This window comes from Methylobacterium sp. 22177, assembly GCF_052045615.1.
Classification (GTDB): Bacteria; Pseudomonadota; Alphaproteobacteria; order Rhizobiales; family Beijerinckiaceae; genus Methylobacterium; species Methylobacterium radiotolerans.
This window is the reverse complement of record NZ_JBQEPK010000046.1, coordinates 1-16,017: the sequence shown is the minus strand read 5'-3', so window position 1 is coordinate 16,017 and position 16,017 is coordinate 1. Positions and strand designations below refer to the sequence as shown.

The 16,017-nt window shown below is 69.8% G+C and carries 12 protein-coding genes; 5 read left to right on the top strand and 7 right to left on the bottom strand.

Annotated features, from left to right (window positions below):
• Positions 1-36 precede the first annotated feature (36 nt).
• The 3 genes from ACTJK8_RS27185 (at position 37) to ACTJK8_RS27175 (ending at position 4,097) form a co-directional block, all read left to right on the top strand.
• A complete protein-coding gene (locus ACTJK8_RS27185; protein ID WP_043075107.1) occupies positions 37-1,785 on the top strand; it encodes a heparinase II/III family protein in 1,749 nt (582 codons plus the stop codon).
• An 83-nt stretch (positions 1,786-1,868) separates the two neighbouring features.
• Complete coding sequence (gene purH / locus ACTJK8_RS27180) at positions 1,869-3,467, top strand: bifunctional phosphoribosylaminoimidazolecarboxamide formyltransferase/IMP cyclohydrolase (RefSeq protein WP_440762829.1); 1,599 nt, start codon at positions 1,869-1,871, stop codon at positions 3,465-3,467.
• Positions 3,468-3,857: 390 nt separating this feature from the next.
• Positions 3,858-4,097, top strand: coding sequence for a hypothetical protein (locus tag ACTJK8_RS27175; protein ID WP_012322481.1), 240 nt, complete (start codon positions 3,858-3,860; stop codon positions 4,095-4,097).
• A gap of 603 nt (positions 4,098-4,700) precedes the next feature.
• Here ACTJK8_RS27175 and ACTJK8_RS27170 read toward each other — a convergent pair.
• The 5 genes from ACTJK8_RS27170 to ACTJK8_RS27150 form a co-directional block, all read right to left on the bottom strand.
• Positions 4,701-6,335 (bottom strand): MFS transporter, encoded by a 1,635-nt coding sequence (locus ACTJK8_RS27170; RefSeq protein WP_024828005.1) that lies wholly within the window; start codon positions 6,333-6,335, stop codon positions 4,701-4,703.
• Positions 6,336-6,629: 294 nt separating this feature from the next.
• A complete protein-coding gene (locus ACTJK8_RS27165; protein WP_012322483.1) occupies positions 6,630-8,312 on the bottom strand; it encodes a cation acetate symporter in 1,683 nt (560 codons plus the stop codon).
• Entirely contained in the window at positions 8,309-8,680 is a 372-nt protein-coding gene (locus ACTJK8_RS27160) for a DUF485 domain-containing protein (RefSeq protein ID WP_440762828.1), read from the bottom strand. Before ACTJK8_RS27160 ends, ACTJK8_RS27165 begins: the two co-directional genes overlap by 4 nt.
• A 136-nt stretch (positions 8,681-8,816) precedes the next feature.
• The gene (acs, locus tag ACTJK8_RS27155) at positions 8,817-10,763 is read right to left on the bottom strand and encodes an acetate--CoA ligase (RefSeq protein WP_024828003.1); all 1,947 of its coding nucleotides are present in this window, start codon (positions 10,761-10,763) and stop codon (positions 8,817-8,819) included.
• A gap of 271 nt (positions 10,764-11,034) precedes the next feature.
• Positions 11,035-13,575, bottom strand: coding sequence for a PAS domain-containing protein (locus ACTJK8_RS27150; RefSeq protein ID WP_440762827.1), 2,541 nt, complete (start codon positions 13,573-13,575; stop codon positions 11,035-11,037).
• A gap of 259 nt (positions 13,576-13,834) precedes the next feature.
• Between ACTJK8_RS27150 and ACTJK8_RS27145 the strand changes: the two genes are divergently transcribed.
• Both ACTJK8_RS27145 and ACTJK8_RS27140 read left to right on the top strand, forming a co-directional pair.
• Entirely contained in the window at positions 13,835-14,323 is a 489-nt protein-coding gene (locus ACTJK8_RS27145) for a phasin (protein ID WP_012322487.1), read from the top strand.
• A 131-nt stretch (positions 14,324-14,454) separates the two neighbouring features.
• A complete protein-coding gene (locus ACTJK8_RS27140; RefSeq protein WP_012322488.1) occupies positions 14,455-14,790 on the top strand; it encodes a hypothetical protein in 336 nt (111 codons plus the stop codon).
• A 101-nt stretch (positions 14,791-14,891) separates the two neighbouring features.
• Here the strand turns inward: ACTJK8_RS27140 and ACTJK8_RS27135 are convergent, their stop codons facing one another.
• Entirely contained in the window at positions 14,892-15,539 is a 648-nt protein-coding gene (locus ACTJK8_RS27135) for a L,D-transpeptidase (protein ID WP_012322489.1), read from the bottom strand.
• Between the two features lie 147 nt (positions 15,540-15,686).
• On the bottom strand, positions 15,687-16,017 hold a 331-nt coding region (locus tag ACTJK8_RS27130; protein WP_440762826.1), incomplete at its 5' end, for a transglutaminase-like domain-containing protein.

Genomic DNA, 16,017 nt, shown 5'->3' with positions numbered 1-16,017 from the left:
TTGGGGCCTTGTCAGAACGCGTAGCTCGGAGATCGCGTGGCTTGGGGGCCTGACCGCTGGCGCTTCTATCGGCTCGTCGCGCGCGAGGCCGCGCGCGCGGTGCGCGCCGCCGGCGCCAGCGTCACCGCCTCGCCCGACATCCTCGCCCGGATGCGGGTGGCCGGGCTCGTGATCGCGCCGCAGGACCTGCGCACCTCCGACGCGACCTTCGCGGACGACATCTATGCCGGATTGTTCGTCTTCGCCGGCCGGTCGCTCGCGGCGAGCGGCGGCTCGCCCTTCGATTACGCGGCGCCGTCACCGGAATGGGCCGACGAGCTTTACGGCTTCGGCTGGCTGCGTCACCTGCGCGCCGCCGACACTGCGCTCGCCCGGGCCAATGCCCGCGCCTTCGTGGCCGATTTCATCGCCGGCCGCGGCGACGCGGTGCTCGCCCGGCAGACGCCGGTGGCGGCGCGCCGGCTGATCTCGTTCCTGTGCCAGTCGCCCCTCGTGCTGGAGGGCGCCGACCACGGCTTCTACCAGAACTTCCTGAAGGCGATCGGGCGCAACGCGCAGCAGCTCGAGCGTGACCTCCGGCGGGGCGTGCCGCCGCAATGGCGCCTGAACGCCGCGGTGGCGCTCTGCTACGCCGGCCTGTGCTGCGACGGCATCCAGCCGATCCTGCGACGGGCGACCCGGATCCTGACGCGGGAGCTCGACCGGCAGATCCTGACCGATGGCGGCCACCGCTCCCGCGACCCGCGCTTCGCCATGGAGCTGCTCCTCGACCTGCTGCCCCTGCGCCAGAGTTATCTGAGCCGCAGCGTCGAGCCGCCGCTCTCGCTCCTGCGCGCAATCGACCGGATGCTGCCGCTGCTGCGTCTCCTGCGGCACCCGGACGCCTCGCTGAGCCACTTCAACGGCATGGGCGCCACGGACGCGGACCATCTCGCGACCCTGCTGGTCTACGACGGCGCGCTCGCCCGCCCGCTGATGCACGCGCCGAATTCCGGCTACGAGCGCCTCGAGGGCGGCCGGGTCGTGATCGTGGCCGATGTCGGCGCCAGCCCGCCGCTGCCCTACTCGGTCAATTCCGGTGCCGGCTGTCTCGCCTTCGAGATGTCGAGCGGACCGCAGCGCATCGTGGTCAATTGCGGTCTGCCGGCCAGCGGCGCGGATCTGCGCCTCCTGGCTCGCTCGACGCCGGCCCATTCCACGGCCGCGGTGGCCCACGCCTCGTCCTGCCGGTTCCTCACCCGCACCGGCTGGTGGGGCGAGCGGCTCCTGGCCGACTGGCTGATCCGCCGGCGCGGCCCGGTGGTGCTGAGCGGTCCGTCCGCGGTGGCCGCCGAGCGCGCCGAGGAGACCGACAGCGTCGTCCTCGCGGCCCGGCACAACGGCTACGGCCCCGAGTTCGGCATCGTGCACGAGCGCCGCTGGCAGCTCTTCCACGCGACGGCCCGCCTGGAGGGCCGCGACGCCTTCCTGCGCCAGGGCAAGGGGCTCAGCCGCGGGCGGCGGCTGCGCCCGCAGGACGTGGCGATCCGCTTCCACCTCCATCCCGGGATCGCGGTGCGCAGCATCCCCGAGGGGCTGGAACTCGCCTCGGCGCTCGGGGAGATCTGGACGTTCCGCGCCGAGAACGCCGCGATCGCCATCGAGGAGAGCGTCTACTTCTCGGGGCTGACCGGGCCGCGCCGGACCGACCAGATCGTCCTTCACCTGCGGGTCGCCGACGACGTCGAGGTCCGGTGGACCTTCGAGCGCCAGGCCTCCGCGCCCCTGCGCGGCGTGGCGCCCTGACAGGTTCGCGACGGGGGCGGCTGGCCGGGGTCACCGTTTCCATGCTACCGCGCCGGAAAATCTCGAACTTTCGGCACGAAGCTATGGCGCACGATCAGGTGCGGGTCTCCCGCGCGCTCCTCTCGGTCTCGGACAAGACCGGACTCGTCGACTTCGCCCGGGCGCTCCACGCCCGCGGCATCGTGCTGGTCTCGACCGGGGGCACCCACCGCGCCCTGGTGGAGGCCGGCCTGCCGGTCACCGAGGTCGCCGACCTGACGGGCTTCCCGGAGATGATGGACGGTCGGGTCAAGACGCTGCACCCGGCGGTCCACGGCGGCCTGCTCGCCATCCGCGACAACCCGGAGCATCAGGCCGCGCTCGCCGCCCACGGGATCGGCGCCATCGATCTTCTCGTGGTCAACCTCTACCCGTTCGAGGCCACCATCGCGGCCGACCGGTCGGACGCCGACTGCATCGAGAACATCGATATCGGCGGCCCGGCGATGATCCGCGCGGCGGCCAAGAACCACGCGGACGTCGCCGTCGTCACCGACGTGTCGGACTACGCCGGCCTGCTCGCCGCCCTCGAGGCGCAGGACGGGTCGCTCGGCGCGGATCTGCGCCGGAGCCTGGCGCAGAAGGCGTTCGCCCGCACCGCGTCCTACGATGCCGCCATCGCCAACTGGATGGCGGGCCGCTTCGGCGCCGACGCGCCGGCCCGGTTCCGCGCCTTCGGGGGTGCTCTGGGCCAGGAGCTGCGCTACGGCGAGAACCCCCACCAGTCGGCGGCCTTCTACCGCGCGCCCGGCAAGGTCCGTGCGGGCGTGGCCACCGCCCGCCAGCTCCAGGGCAAGGAGCTGTCCTACAACAACTTCAACGACACGGACGCCGCCTACGAGTGCGTGGCCGAGTTCGATCCGGCCCGGACCGCCGCCGTGGCGATCATCAAGCACGCCAACCCCTGCGGCGTCGCCGAGGGGGCCAGCCTCCTCGAGGCCTATGAGCGGGCTCTGAGCTGCGACCCGACCTCGGCCTTCGGCGGCATCGTCGCCCTGAACCGGACGCTCGACGCCGAGGCGGCCCGCCGGATCGTCGAGATCTTCACCGAGGTGATCATCGCCCCCGACGCCACGCCCGAGGCGGCGGCGATCGTGGCCGGCAAGAAGAACCTGCGCCTGCTGCTGGCCGGTGGCGTGCCCGATCCGCGGGCCGGCGGCGAGACCGTGCGGACCCTCGCGGGCGGCCTGCTGGTCCAGACCCGGGACGCGGCGGTCGTCGACGACATGCCGCTCACGGTCGTGACCAAGCGCGCGCCGAGCGAGGCCGAGCTGGCCGATCTCCGGTTCGCCTACCGGGTGGCCAAGCACGTGAAGTCGAACGCCATCGTGTACGCGAAGGCCGGCGCCACGGTCGGCATCGGCGCGGGTCAGATGTCGCGGGTCGATTCCTCGCGCATCGCCGCCTGGAAGGCCGCCGAGGGGGCGAAGCGTCTCGGGGTCGCGGAGAGCCTCGCGCTCGGTTCGGTCGTGGCATCGGATGCGTTCTTCCCGTTCGCGGACGGGCTGATGGCCGCCGCCGAGGCGGGCGCCACCGCGGTGATCCAGCCCGGCGGCTCGATGCGCGATGCGGACGTCATCGCGGCGGCCGATGAGGCCGGGCTCGCCATGGTCCTGACGGGGCACCGCCACTTCCGGCACTGAGCCGGCAGGCCGTTCCCCGGTTCTCCGAGAAGGCGCGCGACCTCCGCGGTGTCCGGAACTGTCCGGCTACCGCGGAGGTCTCCCTGTTGCGCGCCGTTAACGATCCGCCGCGATCATATCGGCCGGACCGATTTTGGGCCGGGCGCGCAATTCCGGCCAGCATTGCCGTGAACAGGTGCGGGTCGGTTCGAAGCTCGGCAATGGATGTCTGGCATCCAGAAATGCTATTTTTCGGGCATTATTACCGGTGTAATATCTCGGTCTTCGCGAATATGTTCGGCGTCTGCTGACCGGGTTGAAATTTTCTCGGTCGCGCGCCATCATCACACGGATATGCGCCGGAAGCTCGTGTGAAGAACTTCCTGGAACAGGTCCGGGTCGGGTGACGAGATGGTGGTCGCAGCGCTGTTGTTCCTCGTGGGATGGCTGATCGGCCGATCCTACTCGGTGATCGTCGTCGCCATGACCTCGTCGGTTATCCTGTTCGCGGCCATGACGATCTTCATGTCCGTCTACGGGATCGACCTGCTGCGCGTGCTGATCGTGATTGGATATCTGACCGCGCACCAGGCGGGATATCTCCTCGGCGCCTATCTCAGCGGCTGCCCCGAGAACAGCGGGGGGCGTTGAGGTAAATCACCACCACCAGACGACGCGTCCGGCGAGACTGTTGATCAGGATCCACAACCCCGCAGCGATGAGGGACCAGGTAATCACAAGGAGAAGCGGCGGCTTCGACCCGGGTTGACGGCGCAGATGTGCCAGGACGGTGTTCACGTTCGAGATCCCAAGGGCCTGGAGCGGAGGGAAACCTCATACGGACTTGTACCGCATAAGGTTCCGCCGGGCCGATTGTCGGCGAATTAAAATTCGTACAGATTCATGTGGTCGGCGCGCCTCCAGGGAAGTCCGGGGCTGCCCGATAATTTACTTTCAGTTGCAATAAATATCCTCTTACAACGTCAATAATCTTTTCGAAAACAGTCGGCGTTACGGCCATCGTCCGATGGGGCGACGTTTCTGCCGGGCCTCGATACTTGTCACCTCCGTATAGGATCCGACAAAACGCAATCCGTGACGAACCGCACGGATCGCCATTTCGCCATGGCGTTGCTGGGTCGACACAAGCGCGACTGACGCGGGGCGCTGTCCCGAACGAGAACGCCCAGGCAGCGTGTGCTGCCTGGGCGCCGTTGCCGCGGGTCTGACCGGGGTCCGGTCGGCTCGCGCCGGTCAGGTGTCGGCGAAGATGTCGCGATCCTTGGTTTCCGGCACGAAGAACACGCCGATGATCACCGTCGCGACCGCGATGACGATCGGGTACCAGAGGCCGAAATAGATGTCGCCGGTCTGTGCCACCATGGCGAAGGCGGTCGCCGGCAGGAGGCCGCCGAACCAACCGTTGCCGATGTGGTAGGGCAGCGACATCGAGGTGTAGCGGATCCGGGTCGGGAACAGCTCCACCAGCATGGCGGCGATCGGGCCGTAGACCATCGTGACGAAGAGCACGAGGATGAACAGCAGGCCGATCACCTGCGCGGGCTGAGCCCGGAAGATGTCGAACGGGTTCGACATCTTGACGATCTCGGGATCGCCGGCCTTCGGATAGCCCGCGGCCTGCAGCGCGGCGGTCGTGGCCTTGTTGGCCTCGACGTTGCCGCCCTGCGGGTACGGGATCTCGGTGTCGTTGACGCGGATCGCCGTGGGCTGGCCGGCCGCGCCGGGCACCGTCGTGTAGCGGACCGACGACTTCGACAGGAAGTCGCGGGCGAGGTCGCAGGGCTGGGTGAAGACCCGCGTTCCGACCGGGTTGAACAGGGTACCGCAGGCGGCCGGATCGGCCGTCACCGTCACCTTCACGTTCTCGATCGCCGCCTCGAGCTTCGGGTTCGCCGTGGAGGTGATCCCCTTGAAGATCGGGAAGAACGTCGCCGCCGCGATCGCGCAGCCCGCCAGGATGATGACCTTGCGGCCGATCTTATCAGACAGCCAGCCGAACACGACGAAGAAGCCGGTCCCGAGGAGCAGCGACCACGCGATCAGCAGGTTGGCCGTGTAGCCGTCGACCTTCAGGATCGATTGCAGGAAGAACAGCGCGTAGAACTGGCCCGTGTACCAGACCACGCCCTGGCCGGCGACGAGTCCGAACAGGGCGATGATCGCGAACTTCGCGTTCCGCCACTCGCCGAAGGCCTCCGTGAGCGGCGCCTTCGAGGTCTTGCCCTCCTCCTTCATCTTCTTGAAGGCCGGGGATTCGGAGAGCTGGAGACGGATCCAGACCGAGATGCCGAGGAGCAGCACCGAGACCAGGAACGGGATGCGCCAGCCCCACTCGGCGAAGGCGGCCTCGCCCGTGATGGTCCGGGTCGCCAGGATCACCAGGAGCGACAGGAACAGGCCCAGCGTCGCGGTCGTCTGGATCCAGCTCGTGTAGAAGCCGCGCCGGCCATTGGGGGCGTGCTCCGCCACATAGGTCGCCGCGCCGCCGTACTCGCCGCCCAGCGCGAGGCCCTGGGCGAGGCGCAGGACGATCAGGATGATCGGCGCCGCGATGCCGATGGTCGCCGCGTTGGGCAGGATGCCGACGATGAAGGTCGACAGACCCATGATCAGGATCGTGACCAGGAAGGTGTACTTGCGGCCGACGAGATCGCCGACACGGCCGAACACCAGCGCGCCGAACGGCCGGACGATGAAGCCGGCCGCGAAGGCCAGCAGAGCGAAGATGTCGCGCGTGGCCGGCGGGTAGGCCGAGAAGAATTGCGCGCCGATGATCGCCGCCAGCGACCCGTAGAGATAGAAATCGTACCACTCGAACACGGTGCCGAGCGAGGATGCGAAGATCACCCGCTTCTCGGCCGACGTCATCGGCCTCGCAGCGTCTCCCGCTCGCGGGATCGCGGTTGCCACAGGCATGAAACAGGTCCTCCCAGACGCACATGGGCGGCCCGAGACACGGATCGCCCGCTCACCGGCCCGTTTCCCGGGCGGTTCTGCGCGAGGCGCAGATCACCTATGCGTTATCGCACGTGGTGGGGCGGTCAACCGGTAAAGCGATTGTGAAGACCCTCATCAACATGGGCGCGTACCGAGTTGTCACCGGAACGACGAAGGGCGCGGCTCGCGCCGCGCCCTCCGCCTGTCAGACCCGTCGGATCGCCGTCAGTGCGCGTGCGCGCCGGCGGCCCCGATGCCCGTCTCGGAACGCACGTACTGGGCCTCGAAGGCGGCCCGCTCGCGCTGCGCGCGCCGGGTCTTGTCCAAGAGGGACACGACCCAGATCGTCGCGAAGGCCAGCGGCATCGAGAACAGCGCCGGGTTGTCGTAGGGGAAGAGCGGGGCGGGGTTGCCCAGCGTCGTCACCCACACGGCCTTCGACAGCACCACCATGATGACCGCCGCGAGCAGGCCGACGAGGCCGCCGGCGAGCGCGCCCCAGGTGGTGGTGCCCCGCCACAGGATCGACATGGCGAGCACCGGGAAATTGCAGCTCGCCGCCACCGCGAAGGCGAGGCCGACCATGAAGGCGACGTTCTGGTTCTCGAACACGTAGCCGAGGTAGATCGCCACGATGCCGATCACCACGGCCGAGATCTTCGACAGGTTGACCTCGTGCTTCTCGGTGGTCCGCCCGCGGGCGATCACCTGGGCGTAGAGGTCGTGACTGATCGCCGAAGCGCCGGCGAGCGTCAGGCCGGCGACGACCGCGAGGATCGTGGCGAAGGCCACGGCGGAGATGAAGCCCAGGAAGTACGGGCCGCCCACCGCGTTGGCGAGGTTCACCGCCACCATGTTGGTGCCGCCGATCATGTCCTTCAGCTTGTCGAACGCGCCGGCCGGACCGAGCTTGAAGTAGACCGGGTCCGACATCAGCAGCGCGATGCCGCCGAAGCCGATGATGAAGGTCAGGATGTAGAAGTAGCCGATCAGGCCGGTGGCGTAGAACACCGACTTGCGGGCGGCCTGGGCGTCCGAGACCGTGAAGAACCGCATCAGGATGTGCGGCAGGCCGGCGGTGCCGAACATCAGGCCGACGCCGAGCGAGATCGCCTCGACCGGGTTCGACACGAGGCCGCCCGGCGCCATGATGGCGTCGCCCTTCGGGTGGACCTGAACGGCGCTGGCGAACAGCATTTCCGGGTTGAAGCCGTACTTCAGCAGCACCGCGCCGGCCATGAAGGTCGCGCCGCCGAGTAGCAGGCAGGCCTTGATCACCTGCACCCAGGTGGTCGCCTTCATGCCGCCGAAGGCGACGTAGACGATCATCAGGACGCCGACGATGATCACCGCGTAGAGGTAGGGCAGGCCGAACAGGAGCTGGATCAACTTCCCCGCGCCGACCATCTGGGCGATCAGGTAGAAGGCCACCACCACCAGGGTGCCCACCGCCGAGATGATGCGGATCGCGGTCTGGTCGAGGCGGAAGCTCGCCACGTCGGCGAAGGTGAACTTGCCGAGGTTGCGCAGGCGCTCCGCGATCAGGAACAGCACGATGGGCCAGCCGACCAGGAAGCCCGTCGAGTAGATCAGCCCGTCGAAGCCCGAGGTGTAGACGAGGCCGGAGATGCCGAGGAACGAGGCCGCCGACATGTAGTCGCCGGCGATCGCCAGGGAGTTCGTCCCTGCCGAGATGCCGCCGCCCGCCGCGTAGAAGTCGGCGGCCGACTTGGTGCCCTTGGCGGCCCGGTAGGTGATGCCGAGCGTCAGCAGCACGAAGAACAGGAACATCAGGATGGCCGGCCAGTTCGTGGCCGATTGCGCGACGGCACCGAGATCCGGGCCGGCCGCGTAGGCGGCGCTCGCGACGATCGTGGCGAGCGTCAGGCCGAGAAGGAGGCGGTTCATCGGGCCACGCTCCGCTTCAGGGCTTCGCTCAGCGCGTCGAAGCGCGTGTTGGCCCGGGCGACGTAGACCCCCGTGAGCGCGAAGGCGAACAGGATCACGAACACGCCCGCGAACAGGCCGAGGGAGGCGGTGCCGCCGACCTTCACGGCCAGGAGCGACTTGTCGAAGGCGATCAAGCCGATGAAGCCGAAATAGACGACCAGCATCAGGATCGTCAGGATCCAGGCGAAGCGGGTGCGCTCGTGAACGAGTTGCTGGAACTCGGGGGTTCGGGCGATCCGCTCGACCTGCGGATCGGCGGCGATCTCGCGTGGGCGTGTTCCCGGGGGCGCCATGCGCCCTCGGGTGTTCAGTGTCGTGCCGCTCATGGGTGTTCCTCCCGCGAGGGCACGCTCGCGGCCCCCCGGTTCTGCGCGTTGGGATTCGTGGTTCTTGTTGGAGGCGGGCGCCGCCCCGGCACCCGCCCCGGTCCGGACCCGCGCCGCCGGGGCGGCGCGGATGCGATCAGCCCCGGTTCTGCCGGTTCTCGATCAGGTCGTCGACGACGGCCGGCTCGGCCAGCGTCGAGGTGTCGCCGAGCGAGCTGAAATCGTCCTCGGCGATCTTGCGCAGGATCCGGCGCATGATCTTGCCCGAACGGGTCTTGGGCAGGCCGGGGGCGAACTGGATCAGGTCCGGCGAGGCGATCGGCCCGATGTCCTTGCGGACCCAGGTCACGAGCTCCTTGCGCAGGGCGTCGTCGCCCTCCTCGCCGTCGTTGAGGGTCACGTAGGCGTAGATGCCCTGGCCCTTCACGTTGTGCGGGTAGCCCACCACCGCCGCCTCGGCGACCTTCGGGTGGGCGACCAGCGACGACTCGACCTCGGCGGTGCCCATGCGGTGGCCCGAGACGTTGATGACGTCGTCCACTCGGCCGGTGATCCAGTAGTAGCCGTCGGCGTCCCGCCGGGCGCCGTCGCCGGTGAAGTACTTGCCCGGATAGGTCGAGAAGTAGGTCTGCTCGAAGCGCTCATGGTCGCCGTAGACCGTGCGCATCTGGCCCGGCCAGGAATCGGCGATGCAGAGATTGCCCTCGCACGGCCCTTCCAGCACCTTGCCCTCGGCGTCGACCATCTGGGGCTTCACGCCGAAGAACGGGCGTGTGGCCGAGCCCGGCTTGAGCGCGGTGGCGCCCGGCAGCGGCGTGATCAGGATGCCGCCAGTCTCGGTCTGCCACCACGTGTCGACGATCGAGCAGCGCCTGTCGCCGACGACGTTGTAGTACCACTCCCAGGCTTCCGGGTTGATCGGCTCGCCCACGGAGCCCAGCACGCGGAGCGACTGCCGCGAGGTCTTCTTCACCGGGCCCTCGCCGCCGCCCATCAGAGAGCGGATCGCGGTCGGCGCCGTGTAGAAGATGTTGACCTTGTGCTTGTCGACCACTTCCCAGAAGCGGGAGGTCGACGGGTAGGTCGGGATGCCCTCGAACATCAGCGTCGTGGCGCCGTTCGCGAGCGGCCCGTAGACGATGTAGCTGTGGCCGGTGACCCAGCCGACATCGGCCGTGCACCAGTAAACGTCGCCCTCGCGGTAATCGAAGACGTATTCGTGCGTCATCGACGCGTAGACGAGGTATCCGCCTGTGGTGTGCACCACGCCCTTCGGCTGACCGGTCGAGCCCGAGGTGTAGAGGATGAAGAGCGGGTGCTCGGCCTCCACCGCCACGGCGGGGCACTCGTCCGTCACCTGCTCGGCGGCCTCGTCGTAGTAGACGTCGCGGCCCGCCTCCATGGCGACGCTGCCGCCGGTGCGGCGCACGACGATCACGTGGTCGACCAGGTCGGCGTCGAGGCGCTTGATCGCCTCGTCGACATTGGCCTTCAGCGGCACCTTGCGGCCGCCGCGCAGGCCCTCGTCGGCGGTGATCACCACCTTCGAGCCGCAGCCCTGGATGCGCGAGGCGAGGGAGTCCGGCGAGAAGCCGCCGAACACGATGGCGTGGATCGCGCCGAGCCGCGCGCAGGCGAGCATCGCGTAGGCGGCCTCCGGAATCATCGGCATGTAGAGTGTGACGCGGTCGCCCTTACCGACGCCGCGGTTGCGCAGCACGTTGGCCATCCGGCAGACCTGCGCGTGCAGCTCGCGGTAGCTGATGTGCTTGGCCTCGTCGGGGTTGTCGCCCTCCCAGATGATCGCGGTCTGGTCGCCCCGGGTCTCGAGATGGCGATCGATGCAGTTGTGGGCGACGTTGGTCGTGCCGTCCTCGAACCACTTGATCGAGACCTTGCCGGGCTCAAAGCTGGTGTTCTTCACGGTCGAGAACGGCTTCATCCAGTCGATGCGCTTGCCGTGCTCGGCCCAGAACGCGTCGGGATCGGCGACGGAAGCCGCGTACATCTCCCGGTACTTGGCATCGTCCACGTGTGCACCCTCGCGCCACGCGGATTGGACCTCGATCACCTTGCCTTCCATGGCGTCCCATCCCTGTTTTGGTGCCCGATCGTATCGCGGTCGCCGCCGCGCAGCCAGGACTTCCAAAGTAACGTAGCCGACAATCTACGATGGCGATATCATCGCAGTTTGGCGCGCACCTGCGCAGCACAATCCCCGTGAATAGATTGGGCACAATGTAAGAGCTGCTTGAGGCTTCGATGCTGCGCTGTCAAGCGCGCCCGCACGAGGCGGCTGTCACCGGCAGCCCTCTGTTTCCGCCGCCGGAGACCGCCCGTGGTCGCGATCGACCCTAGCCGTTGGCCGCCCGACGCGTGGGCATGATGATCTCCACGAGCGTGCCGTCTTCCGGCCGGGCGGAGAGCTCCAGCCGCCCGCCATTGGCCTCCACCAGCGCCCGCGGCAGCGCCAGCCCGTCCTCGACATCGTCCTGCGGAGCCTCCGGCCGCGGGGCGTGGCCGGCACCGGTGTCCCGCACCCGCACGGCGATACCCGCCCGCTCCGCCGAACCGGTGGACACGATGATCTGGCTGCCGGCGGTCGACCGCCGGATCGCGTTCTCGATCACCAAGCTGGCCGCGCGGCTGACCGAGCGCTCGTCGGCCTCCAGGTCGCCGATATCGGTGGAGAAGCTCGTTCGCATGACGATGCGGCCCCGGGCCGCCTCGCCCTGGAGCCGGGCGACGCAGCTCGCCACCACGTCGTTGAGATCGAGGGCGCGCGGTTCCAGGTGGAGCGACCCGGCCTCGACGGCGGCGAGGTCCAGGAGCTTCCCGACGCGCTCCCGCATCGCCTCGCCCGAGGCCTTGATCTCGGCGAGGCAGCCCCTGTAGCGCGCGTCCCCGAGGGGGCCGAACGGCTCCTTCAGCATCGCGGCGGCGAGGTCGATGATCCCGGTCAGCGGTTGGCGGACGGCGCCCTCGAGCCGGCCGAGGGCGTCGGCGCGAGCCGGCGCGGGATCCGGGCCGCCCTCGGCGGCCCGCTCCGCCGCCTCGCCCCCGGCCCGCGCGATCTGGACCACCCGTCGGCCCTGCGCCGCCGCTACGGTCAGCGACACGGGCGCCCCGGCGAGGCGCACGACGCGCCGCCCGGGCGCCGCGCCGCGAAGGGCATCGGCGACCGTCAGGACGCTGTCCCCGTCGAACAGCGTGACAAAAGTGCTGCCGACGATCTCGCGCGGCTCGCAGCCGAACAGGTCGGCCGCGGCGCGGTTCAGCGCGACGATGCGCCCGGCCGCGTCGACCGTGACGACGCCCGTTTCCAGCGCGTCGAGGGTCGCCTCGGCGCTGGCCGTCCGCTCGGTCTGGGCGGCGCGGGCGAGGCGCTCGGCCCTGAGCGCGTCCGCGACGTCGGCCTCCTCGACGGGGCGCGCGACCAGGCACGTGGCGGTCGCGCCCGCCCAGGGCAGGGCGCCCCCCAGCAGTTCCACGGGGCGGGCGCCGCCGTCGGCCGTCGTGACGGTCGTGCGGCGTGCGGACGGCTCGGGTGCTTCCGCCGCGGGAAGACCGGGCAGCAATCCCGAGAACCCGACGCGCGCGAGGCTCGGCAGATCAGGATAGCCGGTCAGGTCCAGGAAGGCGCCGTTCGCCGCGACGATCGTGCCGTTTCGATGGACCAGCACCGGCAGCGGCAATCCGCCGAGGAGATCGGTCGCGGGCGCCGGTGCCGCGTCGTCGACCGGTGCGATCTCCGCCGTGTCCGGGTCCGCGCCGACATCGTCCGAGACGGCGCGGGTCTCCGCCGGACCGGCCTGTGGAGCGGGGAACGGCATCACCGAACCGCTCTCGGTCCTGGGCGAACCGGATTCGGCCTCGTCGCCGGCGTAGCGGGCCCCCAGCGCCCGGGCGATCTCGCGGAACGCGGCGTGCTCGTCGTTCGACAGCGGCGCGGCGACGGGGTCCGCGTCCACCCCGACAGGGATAGCGACCTCGCCGGGCTCGGCCGGGACTATCGCGGCCCCCGCATCCTCACAGGCTGCGGGCTCCGGTGTCGCAATCGGCGTCGGCTCCCGTACTGCCTCGGGGGTCGGCTCCGGAGGCGCGGCCGGGACGCTCCGGATCAGACCGAAGCCGCCGAAGCCCGAGAAGGCCGCGTCGCCCCGCCCCAGCGGGGCGCCCGACAGATCGACCCGGAACGCTCCGGTGCCGGCATCGAGTACCGCCGGTTCGCCGCGGAAGGTGCGCCGGTCGCGCAGGGCCGCCAGCACGGCGTCGGCGCCGGAGAGTCGCCCGCTCGCGGCCAGATCCTGCCAGCGCTGCCCGACCAGCCCGGACAGGGCCTCCGGGCCGGTGAGCGTGGTCAAGACACCCGCGGCATCGAGGCGCCACAGGAAGCGGTCGTCGCGCCGCAGCGGCACCGTTGAGGGCGATTGCGGCTGAAGGGGTGGCGCGCCCTTCGCCCCAGAAGGCGCGGCGCGCGGTTCGACCGGAGCCTCGACCGGGCGGGCGGGACGGGCGCGGCCCGCCGACACCGGCGCGGTCGGGACGACGAGGATCGCGGGCCGGCCGTCGGCCTGCGCGCCCCGCGCCAGCCAGCACAGAACAGGCGGCGCGATCCGGCGGGCATCGAGGCGCAGGCGCGCGAGGCGGGGCGCGGCGTCGCCCGCCACCGCCGCCGCGATCTGCCGGTTCAGACCGGCGAGGGCGGGGCCGGCCAGCGACTCGGCGAGACCGGCCGCCGCTTCGGACGCGGACAGGATCCGCGCGTCCGTCGAATCGATCACGAGATGCACGGCGTCGCGCGCGGCCAGCGCGGCCGCCAGGGCGGGCAGCCGCTCCCAGGTCGCGAAGGCATTCGCCAGCCCGGCCGGGACTGCAGCGGCCGTCGGTGTCACTGTCGTCTCCAAAGCCCGCGACCTCGAACCCCAACGCGATCCAGACGCTCCGCGGTCCCGCTTTGCCCGAGAAACGCCCGCGACCGTAGCCCTATTGTAAACTCCCTCGCGCCGCGACGCTGGACTCTCGGCGCAACCGTCACACGTTTACGTTATGTCAACCTTAACGCCGTGAGCGCGGGTGGCATATGGCGGCGAATCAGTTATTGTGCACCGCACAAAGCGCCATCCACAGGCCAATGAAGAGAGGAGACGACGTATGAGCAACCCCCCGAACTACGAAGTTCCGGCCGAGATGCGCGACTTCGCCGAGAAGAGCGTCGAGCAGGCCCGCAAGGCGTTCGACAGCTTCATCGGCGCCGCCCGCCGCACCGCCGACACGGTGCAGGGTTCGGCCGAACTGGCCCGCTCGAACGCGCTGGACGCCTCCTCCCGCGGCTTCGAATATGCCGAGCAGAACGTGAACGCGGCTTTCGACCTCGCCCAGAAGCTGGTCCGCTCCAGGGACATGCAGGAGGCGATGCAGCATCAGGCCGAGTTCGTCCGCAGCCAGTTCGCCGCCATCCAGGCGCAGGCGAAAGAGTTCAGCGGCCTCGCGCAGAGCGCGATGCAGCAGGGCGCCGAACGCGCCAAGTCGGCGATGCAGCAGGGCGCCGACGAGGCACGCAAGGCCATGGAGCAGGGCCAGGACGCCGCCAAGCAGACGGCTCAGAACGCCCAGGACGCCGCCGAGCGCGCCTCGCACTGAGGCAGACATCGACGAAACGAGCCGCGGCCCGCTCCCGTATCAGGGGGGCGGGCCGTCTCGTTTTCGCCGGTATTGCCGCCGAGAGCCGCCGGGCGGACGCGTTGGGTCCGCGCCGACTGAAGGGTTCAGGGATGCGCCTCACTGTTTCCGGCCGATCCGGCCTGCGTGGACCTCTCCGCCTGGCGGTCGCCGCCCTGGCGCTCGCCGCCGTCGTTCCGAGCGGCGCGGCCTGGGCCCAGTACTACGACGATCCGGGCTACGACGGCGGATACCGCCCGGTCCCGCGCCGGGCGCAGCGCGCCCCCGTCGGCTACAATTGCGACGCGGTCCAGCAGGGGATCACGGGCCCGAAGCCGTTCTCGTGCCCGCTGCCGGGGCCGCGTCCCCTCGGCGTGCGCTGCTTCTGCGACCTGCCGATCGCCTCGTTCAGCCCGCCGCAGACGGCCGTCGGCCACGTCGTTCCCTGATTGCACGCGGTCTCGACGGCGACGGGCCGCGCCCCCCTTTCGGATGACGCGGCCCGTGCGGCGCAGGCGGACCTTGGCGCGAGTATTCCCGCGCCGCGTCCTCAGTTCAGGACGACGACCTTGGCGCCGACCTTCACGCGGTCGTACAGGTCGGTGACGTCCTCGTTCGTCATCCGGATGCAGCCCGACGACACCGCCTGACCGATCGTGTCCGGCTCGTTGGAGCCGTGAATGCGGTACTCAGTGCTGCCGATATACATGGCCCGGGCGCCGAGGGGGTTCTCGATGCCGCCCGCCATGTAGCGCGGCAGGTCGGGACGACGGGCAATCATGGCCTTCGGGGGCGTCCACGACGGCCACTCGCGCTTGGCGGTGATCTTGTTGGTGCCGCTCCAGCTGAAGCCCGGACGGCCGACGCCGACGCCGTAGCGGATCGCCTCGCCGTTGCCGAGCACGTAGTACAGGCGCCGCTCGGCGGTGGAGACCACGATCGTGCCGGGCGCGTAGGGTCCGTTGAACGCCACGATCTCACGGGGGATCGGCTGGACCTGCGCCTGCGGCGCGGCCTGCACGCCCTGGCCGTAGCCCGGGGCGTAAGTGCCCTGGTAACCGTACTGTCCCTGATCGGAGTAGTACTCATCGGCATTGTCCGTGCCGAAGGGATCGTACGACGAGGCGGCGAGAACGGGCGTGGCGGCAAGAACAGACACGCCGAGGAGCGCGGCGAGTGCGGTGACCGTGGTCTTCATGAGTGGCCTACCTGTGCAATAACCTTTGCCATTACAAGCGTGAGCATAGGCAGGCAGTTCCATACACCCGCCAAGAATTCGCTCTCCGGCGGAATACGCAGGCCAGCTTGGCCGTGCGGTGCGCCTCATCACGAAGGCGTGTTCGGCTCAGGGGATCTCGTCCGTGTGGACGTCGAAGCGCGCGAGGTGGGCGTAACCGAAGTTCGTCGAGATGGCGCAGTCGGTGGCGTCGCGCCCGCGGGCCATGACGATGCGGCCGATGCGGGGCCGGTTGTGGCGGGCGTCGAACGTGTACCAGCGCGGTCCCTCGGGCCCCTCGAGGAAGACCTCGAACCACGCCGAGAAGTCCATCGGCGCCGGGTCCTTCGGGACGCCGATATCGCCGAGGTAGCCGGTGGCGTAGCGCGCCGGGATGTTCATGCACCGGCACAGGGTGATCGCCAGATGCGCGAAGTCCCGGCACACGCCGACGCGCTGC

Coding starts and splice junctions, on each gene's coding strand:
- purH (WP_440762829.1), top strand. CDS start 1,869: ATGGCGCACGATCAGGTGCGGGTCTCCCGCGCGCTCCTCTCGGTCTCG.
- ACTJK8_RS27140 (WP_012322488.1), top strand. CDS start 14,455: ATGCGCCTCACTGTTTCCGGCCGATCCGGCCTGCGTGGACCTCTCCGC.
- ACTJK8_RS27135 (WP_012322489.1), bottom strand. CDS start 15,539: ATGAAGACCACGGTCACCGCACTCGCCGCGCTCCTCGGCGTGTCTGTT.
- ACTJK8_RS27175 (WP_012322481.1), top strand. CDS start 3,858: ATGGTGGTCGCAGCGCTGTTGTTCCTCGTGGGATGGCTGATCGGCCGA.
- ACTJK8_RS27160 (WP_440762828.1), bottom strand. CDS start 8,680: ATGAGCGGCACGACACTGAACACCCGAGGGCGCATGGCGCCCCCGGGA.
- acs (WP_024828003.1), bottom strand. CDS start 10,763: ATGGAAGGCAAGGTGATCGAGGTCCAATCCGCGTGGCGCGAGGGTGCA.
- ACTJK8_RS27165 (WP_012322483.1), bottom strand. CDS start 8,312: ATGAACCGCCTCCTTCTCGGCCTGACGCTCGCCACGATCGTCGCGAGC.
- ACTJK8_RS27145 (WP_012322487.1), top strand. CDS start 13,835: ATGAGCAACCCCCCGAACTACGAAGTTCCGGCCGAGATGCGCGACTTC.
- ACTJK8_RS27170 (WP_024828005.1), bottom strand. CDS start 6,335: ATGACGTCGGCCGAGAAGCGGGTGATCTTCGCATCCTCGCTCGGCACC.